The 12573-nt window shown below is 66.9% G+C and carries 11 protein-coding genes; 5 read left to right on the forward strand and 6 right to left on the reverse strand.

The window, feature by feature from the left end; all coding sequences use genetic code 11:
- Positions 1–109: 109 nt before the first annotated feature.
- The 3 genes from CVO77_RS07335 to CVO77_RS07345 all read left to right on the forward strand — a co-directional run bounded on the left by CVO77_RS07335 (position 110) and on the right by CVO77_RS07345 (position 2588).
- On the forward strand, positions 110–664 hold the full coding sequence (locus CVO77_RS07335; RefSeq protein ID WP_105998558.1) for a hypothetical protein: 555 nt from the start codon (positions 110–112) through the stop codon (positions 662–664).
- A gap of 69 nt (positions 665–733) precedes the next feature.
- Positions 734–2053, forward strand: coding sequence for a M28 family peptidase (locus CVO77_RS07340; RefSeq protein WP_105998559.1), 1320 nt, complete (start codon positions 734–736; stop codon positions 2051–2053).
- 103 nt (positions 2054–2156) lie between these two features.
- Entirely contained in the window at positions 2157–2588 is a 432-nt protein-coding gene (locus tag CVO77_RS07345) for a PilZ domain-containing protein (protein ID WP_106000711.1), read from the forward strand.
- Positions 2589–2778: 190 nt separating this feature from the next.
- Here the strand turns inward: CVO77_RS07345 and CVO77_RS07350 are convergent, their stop codons facing one another.
- Entirely contained in the window at positions 2779–3999 is a 1221-nt protein-coding gene (locus CVO77_RS07350) for a polyhydroxyalkanoate depolymerase (protein ID WP_105998560.1), read from the reverse strand.
- Positions 4000–4176: 177 nt separating this feature from the next.
- Between CVO77_RS07350 and CVO77_RS07355 the strand changes: the two genes are divergently transcribed.
- Positions 4177–5961 (forward strand): ABC transporter transmembrane domain-containing protein, encoded by a 1785-nt coding sequence (locus CVO77_RS07355; RefSeq protein ID WP_105998561.1) that lies wholly within the window; start codon positions 4177–4179, stop codon positions 5959–5961.
- A gap of 26 nt (positions 5962–5987) precedes the next feature.
- Positions 5988–6530: a DUF1993 domain-containing protein gene (locus CVO77_RS07360; RefSeq protein ID WP_105998562.1), complete on the forward strand. Its 543-nt coding sequence runs from the start codon at positions 5988–5990 to the stop codon at positions 6528–6530.
- 556 nt (positions 6531–7086) lie between these two features.
- Here CVO77_RS07360 and CVO77_RS07365 read toward each other — a convergent pair.
- The 5 genes from CVO77_RS07365 to CVO77_RS07385 form a co-directional block, all read right to left on the reverse strand.
- On the reverse strand, positions 7087–7518 hold the full coding sequence (locus CVO77_RS07365) for an ExbD/TolR family protein (RefSeq protein WP_105998563.1): 432 nt from the start codon (positions 7516–7518) through the stop codon (positions 7087–7089).
- A 685-nt stretch (positions 7519–8203) separates the two neighbouring features.
- Complete coding sequence (locus CVO77_RS07370; protein WP_192878885.1) at positions 8204–9316, reverse strand: OmpA family protein; 1113 nt, start codon at positions 9314–9316, stop codon at positions 8204–8206.
- Positions 9317–9446: 130 nt separating this feature from the next.
- Entirely contained in the window at positions 9447–9899 is a 453-nt protein-coding gene (locus tag CVO77_RS07375; protein ID WP_105998564.1) for a DUF2793 domain-containing protein, read from the reverse strand.
- An 8-nt stretch (positions 9900–9907) separates the two neighbouring features.
- The gene (locus tag CVO77_RS07380; RefSeq protein ID WP_106000713.1) at positions 9908–12085 is read right to left on the reverse strand and encodes a GTA baseplate fiber-binding domain-containing protein; all 2178 of its coding nucleotides are present in this window, start codon (positions 12083–12085) and stop codon (positions 9908–9910) included.
- Between the two features lie 64 nt (positions 12086–12149).
- The gene (locus CVO77_RS07385; RefSeq protein WP_242446133.1) at positions 12150–12524 is read right to left on the reverse strand and encodes an NlpC/P60 family protein; all 375 of its coding nucleotides are present in this window, start codon (positions 12522–12524) and stop codon (positions 12150–12152) included.
- Positions 12525–12573: the final 49 nt, after the last annotated feature.

Consider the following 12573-nt stretch of genomic DNA (forward strand, 5'->3'; position numbering starts at 1 on the left):
GGCTGAACGCCAGATAAGCGGCGGGTTCAGGGCCGCGTCACCGCCGAATCGGTAGAAGGATATCAACAGGCCGCAACGGGTGCCGCCTGCGCACTTTGGAGACCGAACCATGGCTATGAAAGCTAGCTTCACCAAGGCCGCGATTGGTGCGGCCACCGCCGGCGCAATGTTGATGAGCGCCGTCCCCGCCAACGCGCGCGACCGCCATGATCGCGACGGAATCAGCGCGGGCGAGATCATCGCCGGTGCCGTCGTTATCGGCGGCCTCGCCGCGATCCTGTCGGCATCGGACAATGACCGCTACAACGATCGCTATGGCGATCGTTATGATGGCCGTTACAACGACCGCTATCGCGGCCGCTACGACAATGACCCGCGCTACGGCTATGGCTATGACTATAATCGCTATGGCAACAGCCGCAGCGCCGTCAGCCAGTGCGTGAACGCGGTCGAGCGCGGCTCCAGCCGTTATGGCCGCACCGACGTCACCCAGGTGACGAGCATCGACCGCAAGCGCGACGGCTACAAGGTCAAGGGCCGCGTCGTCGTCCGCGACGGCTATGGCGGTCGCTGGGGTCGTGGCGGCTCCTATGACAAGGGTAAGTTCAGCTGCGACATCCGCTATGGCCGCGTCGTCGACGTCGACTATTCGGGTCTGCGATAGGAACCTAAAAAGCCCCTCCTCGAAAGAGGAGGGGCTTTTCTTTGACGGCGCGGCACGCCATTATGCCCCATGCTTCGCCACATATTTGCAGCCGCGCTGCTCCTCGCCACACCGACCATCGCCGTCGCCAGCGACGAAACCCCCGCCGCCGATCCGGCGCGACTGAAGGCGCTCGTCGAAAAGCTCGTCTCGTTCGGCACCCGCCATACGTTGTCATCGACGACCGATCCCAAGCGCGGCATCGGCGCCGCGCGCAACTGGGGCGCCGCCGAATTTGCCCGCCTGTCGAAAGCGTGCGGCGGCTGCCTGGCCGTCGAGCGGATCAGCGACCGCTTTGAGGGGCCGCGCGCGCCCGACGGCGTGATCGTCGAAGATGTGCTCGCGATCCAAAAGGGTAGCGACCCCGACCGCGTGATCATGATCGCCGGCCATATCGACAGCCGGGTGACCGATGTGATGAACATCACCGCCGACGCCCCCGGCGCCAATGACGACGGATCGGGCACCGCGCTGGTGCTCGAGGCGGCGCGGCTGCTGTCGCAGCACCAGCATCGCGCGACGATCGTCTATGCGCTGCTGTCGGGCGAGGAACAGGGATTGTGGGGCGGCAAGCTGCTCGCGCGCCATGCGAAGGAAAAGGGCTGGCAGGTCGTCGCGATGCTCAACAATGATATCGTCGGCAACACGCGCGGGACCGACGGCACGATCGTCGACAATCGCGTCCGCGTGTTCAGCGAAGGCATCCGCATGTCGGAAGATCTGGCGGCGCAACTTGCCCGGCGCGGCATCGGCGGCGAGGACGACGGCCCGTCGCGCGCGCTCGCCAAGGCGGCGGTGCGCGCCGGGGAGCGCAATCCCGCGATCGGGCTGGAGGTGGTCGCGGTGCGCCGCCCCGACCGTTTCCGCCGCGGCGGCGACCATATTCCATCGCTCGAACTCGGCTATCCGGCGATCCGCTTCACGGTCGGGATCGAGAATTACGACCAGCAGCACCAGGATCTGCGAACCGAAAACGGCCGCAGATATGGCGATACCGTCGATGCGATGGACTTTCCCTATCTGGCGCGCGTCACCGCGCTCAACGCCGCGCTGATCACCGAACTCGCCGATGCGCCGCCGGCGCCGACGGAGGTCGGGATCGACGGCGCGCTCAGTTCGAACACGACGGTGCGCTGGACACCGGTCGAGGACGCCGCCGCCTATCGCGTCCATTGGCGCCGCGCCGATCGCAGCGACTGGTCCGATTCGCGGCTCGTTCCAGCGACGTCGGGCACCGAGCTGATTCTTCCCGGAGTCGTCGTCGATGATAATTTCTTTGGCGTTTCAGCCGTTTCCGACGATGGCCGCGAAAGCATCGTGACCTTCGGCGGGCTTCCGCTCGTCCGCTAATTGTCAAACACGCTATACGAAAATTTACCTTCGCGCGTTAAGCCATGGTGGGGGCCAAAATAACCGCCTGGCGTGGGAGCAGGCGGAAACAATGGGTCGCACCATGCCTAGTCCCGAGGCCACCGCCTCACCCACCCCTGCCGGAAAGCGCCAGCCGCGCCAATCGCGGCTGGTGAAGGCGACACTCGGCTGTCAGCGGCTCGGTTCGTTCGACGTCACCATCCGCAACGTGTCCGAGACCGGCCTCGGCGGCCAGGGGCCGCACATCCTGCAGATCGGCGAGCGCTTGACGGTACTGCTGCCCGGCCACGAGCCGATGGCGGGTACGGTGCGCTGGGTCGTCGGCAAGCGCTTTGGTCTCGAAACCGACAGGCCGATCGAAATCGCCCACCTGCGCGCGGCGCGCAGCGATGAACTGCGCTCCGCCGACAGCATGGCCGACTTCCAGATCGTCCCGCCGCCGAAGCTCGACACCTGGCGTCCGGGGCTGACGCAGGCCACCCGATTGCCGGGGCATTACGGGCGGAAGCGGTGAACCGATAACCGCCGCTTTGGGGTGGGCAGCGGCTTTTCAATGTCGTCATGCTGAACTTGTTTCAGCATCCATGGCCTGCGCTCGCGCCTTGCGCTGCGCCGAAGGAGACGGTGGGCCATGGACCCTGAAACAAGTTCAGGGTGACGATGAAGAGTAGGGCGGCTTCCGGTCGAAGCCTGCCGCGCGCCCCTCACCCCCCGTTGGCGCGGATCCATGTCTCGACCACCGGCGCGATCTCCTCGCGCCATTTGCGACCGTTGAAGATACCATAATGGCCGACGCTCTTCGCCAGCAGATATTTCTTCTTGTCCGCAGGCAGCGCCTTGGCGAGCGTCAGCGCCGCCTTGGTCTGGCCGATCCCCGAAATATCGTCGCGCTCGCCCTCGATCGCCAGGATCGCGATATCCTCGATCTTCGTGAGGTCGACCGGCGTGCCGCGATGGAGCATCTCGCCCTTGGGCAGCAGGTGGCGCTGGAACACGACATCGACCGTCTGGAGATAGAATTCGGCGGTCATGTCGCACACCGCGCGATATTCGTCGTAGAATTCCTTGGTCTTGTCGGCGCTCTCGCCATCGCCGTCGACCAGATGCTTGAACATCTCCCAATGGCTCATCATGTGATTGCCCAGGTTCATCGACATGAAGCCGGCAAGCTGGAGAAAGCCCGGATAGACGCGGCGAGCAGCGCCCGGATACCAGGCCGGGACGGTCGCGATGACATTCTCCTGAAACCAGGCATAGGGCCGCGTCGTCGCATGCTGGTTGACCGCGGTCGGCGCCTTGCGCGTGTCGATCGGCCCGCCCATCATCGTCAGCGTCCGCGGCCGACATTTATTCTTGTTCGCAGCCATCACCGCCGCGGCGGCGAGGCTCGGCACCGATGGCTGGCACACCGCCAGCATATGCGCGCCCGGCCCGATATGCTCGAGCCATGAAATCAGATAATCGACATAATCGTCGAGGTCGAACTGGCCCGCCTCCAGCGGCACGTTGCGCGCGTCGCGCCAGTCGGTGATCCACACGTCATGCTCGGGCAGCATCCGCTCGACGGTGCCGCGCAGCAGCGTCGCATAATGGCCCGACATCGGCGCGACGATCAGCAGTTTGGGCTTTCCCGCGCTGGCCCGATGCTTGAAATGCTTGAGCTGGCCAAAGGGCTTGCGCGCTTCGATCGCTTCGGCAACGCGCACCGTCGCACCATCGACGACGGTCTCGTACAGCGCGAACCCCGGCTTGCCGCGCGGCGCGGCGGCGTGCGCGAATACTTCGAGCGCCGAGGCGAACATCGGGCTGCCGCCGAAATAGCCGAGCGGGTTGGCGGGATGCTGGATCACCTGCGCCCCGGCGGTCGCCAGCGCGCTCGCCCCCGCGAGCCAACTCTTCTGCATGTCAAAGGCGTGATACAACATATTCGATGAGCCCCTTGCGTCCGCCCGCGCTCTTTTCGGCGTGTGCTGGTTGCCGGCCAGTCTAGGGAAACGCGGTCATTGTGCAACGCATCATTTTGCCGGGCTTCACACGCCTTGAAGCGGGACGGCATTTTGCGACGTTGAGCGGCGCGGGCGCGGCTGCTAGGGCCATGGGCGATGGCGACCAAATCAGACCAATCCGACCCGCCCCGCCGCAAGCTGTCCAGCCTGCGCATGGTCTGGCACTATGCCAGCCGATATCCGCTGCCCCTGCTGGTCGCGGCGGTGGCGCTCGGCGTCGCCGCGCTCGCGACGCTCGCGATTCCCTATCAGTTCAAGGCGATGATCGACTCGGGCTTCGTCGCCGGTGGCGGCGACGTCTCGCCGCATTTCCGCTTCTTCTACGGCATCGTGCTCCTGCTCGCCGCCGCGACCGCGACGCGCTTCTATTTCGTGAGCTGGCTCGGCGAGCGGACGGTCGCCGATATCCGCGAAGGCGTGCAGCGCAACCTGCTGCGCCTCGCGCCCGGCTTCTTCGAGGAAAACCGCCCGTCCGAAATCGCCTCGCGGATGACCGCCGACACCGCGATCATCGAACAGACGGTCGGCACCACCGTCTCGGTCGCGCTCCGCAACACGGTCATGGGAATCGGCGGGATCATCTATCTTTTCTCGCTCTCGCCCCGGCTGACCGCGGGGATGTTGATCGGCATCCCGGTGATCATCATGCCGATCGTCATTCTCGGCCGCCGCCTCCAGAATGTCTCGCGGTCGAGCCAGGATCGCGTCGCCGACATCGGCGCGACGACCGCCGAGCAATTGGGCGCGATGAAGATCGTCCAGGCCTTTGGACAGGAAGGGCGCGAAGCCGAGCGCTTCACCGCCGCGGTCGAGGCCAATTTCGCGACCGCCAAGCGCCGCATCCGCCTGCGCGCGGTCATGACCGCGATCGTCATCGGCCTGCTGTTCGGCGCGATCACGACGTTGCTCTGGTATGGCGCCGCAGGGGTCGCCGCGGGCACGATCACCGGCGGCACGATCGCCGCCTTCGTCCTCACCGGCGGGCTGGTCGCGGGCGCATTCGGGGCACTTACCGAAGTCTATGGCGACCTGCTGCGCGCGGCGGGCGCGGCCGAGCGGCTCCACGAGTTGCTCGTCGCCGAACCGACGATCGCCGCACCGGCCAACCCGCGGCCGCTGCCCGAACCGCCGGTGGGCACGCTCGAATTCGATCATGTCGAATTTCGCTATCCGACCCGTCCCGACACTGCCGCGCTGCATGATTTCTCGCTCGCGGTGCGCCCGCGCGAAACCGTCGCGATCGTCGGCCCCTCGGGCGCCGGCAAATCGACGCTCTTCCAGCTTGCCGAGCGTTTCTACGACCCGCGCGCGGGACAGATCCGGCTCGACGGCGTGCCGCTGACCGAGGCAGACCCCGCCGACATCCGCGCCCGGATCGCGATGGTGCCGCAGGAGACGGTGATCTTCGCGGCCTCGGCGCGCGACAATCTGCGCTATGGCAATTGGGCCGCGACCGACGAGCAATTGTGGGAGGCCGCACGCGCCGCCAATGCCGAGGAATTTCTTCGCAAGCTGCCCGACGGTCTCGACACTTTCATGGGCGAAGGCGGCGCGCGCCTCTCGGGCGGTCAGCGCCAGCGGGTCGCGATCGCCCGCGCGCTACTGCGCCGCTCGCCTTTGTTGCTGCTCGACGAAGCGACCTCGGCGCTCGACGCCGAATCCGAACGGCTCGTTCAGGATGCACTCGAAGCACTGATGCACGACCGCACGACGATCGTCATCGCGCATCGCCTCGCCACCGTCCGCGCCGCCGACCGCATCATCGTCATGGACGAAGGCCGGATCGTCGAGGAGGGCCGCCACGACGACCTCGTCGCCGCCGACGGCCTCTACGCGCGCCTCGCGCGCCTCCAGTTTCAGGACAATCTCGCCGCCGCCTGACCGTCCTCCGCCAAAGGAAACTCCCGATGCCCACGCTCTACGACCTCACCATCCCCGCCTACCGCAACGGGCTGCGCGCGCTGTCGAGCCAGCTCGGCAAGGCGCTCGACTGGGGCGAGCAGAATGGCGTCGGCGAATTGCAGTTCATCGCCGCGCGGCTCGCGCCCGACATGTTTCCGCTCGCGGCGCAGGTCCGTTTCAGCTGCGCTCAGGCGATCCAGACCGCGGTGCGCCTCGGCGCGAGCGACGCGCCCGATCTCGGCGAGGACGCCGCTGATTTCGCGGGGCTCCAGGCCCAGATCGCCGCGACGCTGGCCTGGCTCGACGCGATCGATCCGGCGACGTTCGACGATGATGAGGACCGCGCCGTCGGTTTCGACCTGCCCAATGGCATGGCCTTCGACATGACCGCCACCACTTACGTGCGCGACTGGGCGCAGCCGCAATTCTACTTCCACCTCGTCGCCGCCTATGCGGTGATGCGCCACATGGGCGTGCCGCTCGGCAAGGCCGATTATGTCAACTATATGATACCCTATCTGCGCCCGGGAACCGCGCCGTCTGCTTGACGAGCGACCGCGATCCTTCTTCCCGCTTCGACCGATTTTCGCCCGGCGATTAAATTTTCGCGCAAAGACGCCGCAGTCGCAACGAGGGACCGTCGGACATCCCTGCGTCTCTGCACGGATTGCCATCCTCGCTGACAGATCGACGGCTTCCGACCGGAAAGCCGACCTACTCTTCTTCGTCACCCTGAACTTGTTTCAGGGTCCATGGCCTAGCGTCTCCTTCGGCGCGGCGCTGGACGCGAGCGCAGGCCATGGATGCTGAAACAAGTTCAGCATGACGAGGTTTAAGGACTGCAATCGACCAAAAGCCGCCAAAAGCGATCCTCCCCCACGGGGGGAGGGGGACCACCCGAAGGGTGGTGGAGGGGCACAGGAGGTTTGCGCCGCGCTCGGCCGAAAGAGCCGCGCATTTCCAACGCTGGGTCGCGCATATGATGTCAACGGCAAGGCAGGCCGGCTGTGCCCCTCCACCATGCTTCGCATGGTCCCCCTCCCCGTGCCGGGGAGGATCGGAAAGGTCCGTTCCCACCCCTATGTCGTCATGCCCTCACGCGATTCAGATCAGCCCGCCATATTGCCGAATGCCGGGAAAGGCGATCTTGCTGCCGCCGTTGCGGCGGATCGCGCCGATCGCCTCATCGACCCGCAGATAGCGCGCCTGCGCCGCAGGTTCGAACATCAGCGTCGCCTCGACGGGGCGTTCGCCCGCTGCCTTCACCAATTGGCCGAGTTGCGCGAGGTCCACCGCCTCGCCGTTCCAGCGGATGATGTCGCTGGTGTCGATGGTCACGCGATTTTCATCGCGGACCTCGGCATGCGATCCCACGGGCAGTTCGACATCGACGCTGTGCGTCGGCGGCGGGATGGTGATGATGAACATCACCAGCATCACCAGCATCACGTCGATCAGCGGCGTCGTGTTGATATCGGGGTCGCCATTGGGGTCGGCGCGGAAAATACTGCGGTGAAACCGACTGCGTCTACGCATCCTGTCGCTCCCTGTCGGGCAGGACGAAACGCGCCTCCCGCGTCCGCCCCGCGCTACCGATCGGGATCGGCACAACCGAACCAGCCGCCTCGATCGGAATTGTTATGGTATAACATTTTACGAAAGCTGCAAATAAAAAGCGCGGCAGCGGCATTCGAAACAAGGGCCAGGAGACGATGACACCGGCCTGCTATCGAGCGAAAGACGACCTTTCTTTCATCGTCACCGCGGATTTCATCCGGGGTTCCGCTTGGGTCGATGCGGGCAAAAAAGCGGGATCCCGGGTCCGCCCGGGATGACGCACGTCTGAAGACGACCGGAAGTTTCCTGCGAGCGAAGCGAAGCAATGACGGAGAATAGAGCGTCTACGGATGCAAAGGGAATAATCGCCAAGCAAGGCTAGGGTGACGGGCGGAACAGGCGATCGGTCGATAGCCGATCTCATTTGCTCTCTCGTCACCCTTAACCTGTTTCAGGGTCCATGGCCTGCCCTCGAATTGGGCGCAGCTCTGCCCGAGAGCGCCGACCAAGGATGCTGAAACAAGCCTGTCCTGAGCCTGTTGAAGGGTTCAGCATGACGACGGAGGCGAGGGTGTGTTTGCAAGCTCCATAATCGCCAAAAAGAAAGGGCGGCGCCTTGCGGCACCGCCCTCCTTTTCTTCAAACCCGAACCGGGTTGGAAATCTTAGTTGCCCGAACCCGGACCGTACTTGATTTCCACGCGACGGTTCTGGTCGTTGCGGACGCCATCGGCGGTCGCCACGGCCGGACGGCTTTCGCCGAACGCTTCGGCCGAGATCGAGCCATCCGAGACACCACGCGCGGTCAGGTAGCTGCGAACCGCATCGTTGCGGCGCTGCGACAGACCGACGTTGTACTTGGCCGAACCCGAACGGTCGGCGTGACCGGCGAGCCAGACCTGCGTACCCGAACAACCGCGGTTGTAGGCGCTGATCGCATTGTCGAGCGTCGCGGCCGCTTCCGGCGTGATCGCCGACTGATCCCAGTCGAAGTACACGATGTACGGCCCAGGCTCACACACGGCCGGCGGAGGCGGCGGCGGGGGCGGGGGCGGCGGGGGAGGCGGCGGGGGCGGCGGGGGCGGAGGCGGCGGGGGAGCTTCCGCGCCACCGAAGTTGTACGTCAGCGTGCCCAGGATCGAGTGCGACCGGAAGCGCGTCGAAACGTCGCGGCCAGCCTGATCGACGAGGTCGAGGTTGCTGGCGTTGAAGAAACGATACTTCAGGCCGACGTCCCAATTCTTGGTCAGCGGAGCGCGAACGCCCGCAATCGCCTGCCAGGCAAAGCCCGTGTCCGAATCGTCGAGGAACGGACCGGCAAAGACCGGCTCGACCGAGACGCGCGCAACACCGGCACCGCCGCCGACGAAGCCTTGCAGGCCATCGTCGTCACCGAAGTCGAGCAGGCCGTTGACCATGAAGCTGAGGGCGTTCGAGTCGCCGTTCAGCGGGGTCGAACCGACGAAATTCCCACCACCATTGGCAAGGCTCGGGATACCGGGGGTCGAAAACGACCCAGACTTGATGTCGGCTTCGCGGTAACCGACTTCGACTTCCGCACGGAAGCCGCCAAAGTCGTAACCGACAGTGCCTTCGACATCATAGCCCTTACGATGATCGATCGTACCAGCGTTATTGACAGTACCGATGTCCAGGTCGAGGTCTTCGACCAGCATCACACCACCACCAACGCCAACATACCAGGAGTTGTCGCGCGCCAGGGCAGGCGACGCAAGGGCAGTGGAGGCTAACGCCACAGCGACGGCAAGCTTCCTCATAGTATTTTCCCCTTTCAATTGAGATATACGTTTCGACAGACGTCCTACTCGTGCCTTTGGTTCCGCGCAAGCTAACAAATCGTCAATATGTTGCCAAAAAGTCGCACTTGCCACTAGAATATAAGCGAAATCAGGCCGAGATCAAAAGGCCTTGCGCCTCGAGAAGCTGAATCAGCGCGGCAATCGCCGAGCGCGCTTCGGCGTCGATCGTCGTGCCGCCGCCCGGATTCGCAAGCGCGTCCGGAGCCGCCCACGCACCCGACCCATAGCGCAGCCAGACGCCGTCGCTCAACCGCACGATCCGCATCCCGGCGCGCGGCGCCGCAAAGCGCCAGCCGCCCTCGCACCAGATGGCGACCGCGTCGGCCTGCCCGGCCCAGTCGCCGCCGGCGCCCGCGCCGACCAGCCAGCATTGGCCGACCGCCGGCGACGGCGGCGGGGCCTCAAGGGGACCATCCTCGATCGCCGCATGGACCAGCGCGTCGAGCAGCACGAGCGCCTCATTATGCGTCACCTCCTTTTGCGCCTGCGCCATCGCCAGCAGCGGAAGAGCAAAGCGCGCGGTCTGGGTCGTCTCGGTCATCGGTCATCCTATCCTGTCAGGGGCAAATGCAGCGGCTCGGACAGCGCGAAGTCGCCGACCTGCCGGATGGAAAACACGCTGTCCGGCGCAAGCGCGCCCCAGGTGACGGCGTCGATCGCGAGCGACGGCGACGCGGTCTCCCACGGCCCGACACCCGCCGCCGCGGGCTCGGCCTCGATCCGCCACGCCTCGCGGCTTTCGCCCAGCGGAACATCGACATGGTCGCGCCAGCCCGCATCGGTCCGGGTGCGGCGGACCCAGCGCAGCTCGGCCCCGCCCGCGCCGTCCGGCCGGATGACGCCATGGACGGGAGCAAGCGGGCGCAGCGCCTGCCGCGCCGCGGGCACCGCGACGTCATCGACGTCGGCCCCCGACCGCGACGCCCATTGCAGAATGGCGCCGCCTCCTTCGGCGAACCGCGCGAGATCGTCGGGGATCGGCAGCAGCGCCGGGTCGTCGAGCAGAACGAAAGGCGCGCCCGCCGCCTGCGCCGCCGCCGCGGTTCCGCCCCGGCCGCGCAGCAGGTGCGAAAGCCGCCATGTCGCCGGGCCGATCATCTCGGCGATGCCGAATTGCAGCAGTTCGTCGCCGATCATCGCGCGATTCGCCCCGGCGAGCAGCGCCCGATCATCGACCGACTCCAGCGTCATCGACGGATTGACCAGCGTGACCGTCAGCGCGCGCGACCGATCGAACACCAGCGTCCCGCCGACCGCCAGCGCCGCATCGAGCACGCCGAGCGCGGCCGCCGGGCGCGCGGCGCCGATCGCGATCGGTTCGGCGCCCGCCTCGGGCTGAAACCACAGGTCGGCGCCGCGCCAGCCGTCGTTGCTGGCCGCCGCCGCAACGACCAGCCGCGGCGCCGTCGCCGCCGCTACGCCGATATTCGGCAGGTCGAACAACCGCACGCTCGCTTCGGCGTCGGGCCAGTCGGGGCTGGCGACGGGAAGCCCCGGATCGGCGGCGATCGCCTCGGTCGAGGCCGGCTGAAACCGTCGCAGTTCGATCGTCACGCCGCGGTCGCGCATCGTCCGCGCCGCAACGCGCCAGGCCCCACCGTCGGCCAGCACGACGAGCCCGCCGACGGGCAACGCCAGCGCGGCAAGGTCGCCCGCCCAGATCAGCGTCTCGCGCCCGTCGGTGGCCGCCGCCGCCAGTTTGCGCGCCAGCGCGCGCGCCGACCCCGCGGGCAGCACCGCGGGCAGGTCGATCCGCTCCTCGCGCATCCCCCCGCCCGCGACCGCCGCCGACTGCTGGCCGAGCTGATAGTCGCGCTCGGGCTCATAATGGCGCAGGCGGATCGTGCCGGGGAGCGCCGACAACGGCGCGCGCCGCCGTTCGGTGCAATCGGACGGCGCCAGCACGCGCCCGGCTTCGCAGAAATCGCTGAATGCTGATGGTAACGGCAGGATTTCGGCCGGGGCGAGCCGCCAGCCGGCGGGATCGCTGACCAGCCTGGTGCCGTCGATCTCGAACAACGGCCCCAGCGCCTCGCGCACCCGCTCGCCCGACGCCGCATAGCCCGCGATCGGCCAGCGCCCGCCGCAACGCCCGGCCTCGCCGAGCAGCGCATCGCCGACGACGCCCGCATCGACGGCGCCCGCATCGGCCTCGACCTCGAAGGTCAGCGACGGAATGCGATTGCCGAAGGCGCCGAGTTCCAGCTCCTCGAACACGGCATAGGACAGGCCGCGAAACGCGCTCGCAGACGCCATGCCGACCGCCGAGGCGATCAGCGGATCGACCGGCTGGTCCTCGCTTCCGCCATAAAAGCGAAAAATACAGCGTTCCTGGAACGACCCGCTCGACCCGCGCAGCAAATTGCCGTCCGCCCAGATCCGCCGGATCGCGCCGACCGGCCGCGACGACAGCGCGACCGCCAGCGACACCGCATAGCTATATTCGGTCGTCGATGGCCGCCCCTTGCCGCCGCCGCGCTTGTTCCGCCGCTCGATCAGGTCGGTCGCCCAGATCACGCTCCCCGCGACCCGCATCGTCCCGAACAGCTTGGGAATCTGCTGGCCATAGGTCGATGCCTGCACCTTCAGGTCGGCGAGGCGCGGCCCTTCGCGCCCCTTGGGCTTGAAGATCGCGGCGTCGGCCTGCTGCCCGATCGCCGCGCCCAGCGCCGCCCCCACCGGCCCACCGACGATCCCGCCGACCACCGTCAGCACCAGAGTTGCCATGCCATCCTCCAAGAAAATCCCCTCCCGCATGCGGGAGGGGCAGCGAGACTTGGGCGCTTGCGCCCTAGTCGCAGCGGGGTGGGCAAAGCCGCCAGCCCTGCGCCGCCGCAATCATCGCCGCATCCACCGGCGTCTCCACCACCCGCCGCAATCCCGCATGCGCGTGAACGAAACTCGCCGGCCCCATCACCCCCAGATGAATCTGCCCCGCCGCGAGCGCGATCAGCACAACGTCGCCGACGCGCCGATCCTCGACCCGCTCGAAACCGGCCGCCGCCAAGGCCGCTTCAATCCGCGCGCGCGTCCACCCTCGCAAAGGATAGCCCGCAGGCGCGACCAGCTCTCGTCCGGCGGCGACATAGGCCGCCCACACCAGCCCGACGCAATCGAGCCCCGTCGCCGGATCGCGCCCCTGCCGCCGAAACCGCGCCCCGACCATCGCCCGCGCCGCCGCAAAAACGCGCGCGCCCCATTCCCCCTCCCGCAAG

Origin of the sequence: Sphingopyxis lindanitolerans (assembly GCF_002993885.1) — a bacterium.
Taxonomy (GTDB): Bacteria; Pseudomonadota; Alphaproteobacteria; order Sphingomonadales; family Sphingomonadaceae; genus Sphingopyxis; species Sphingopyxis lindanitolerans.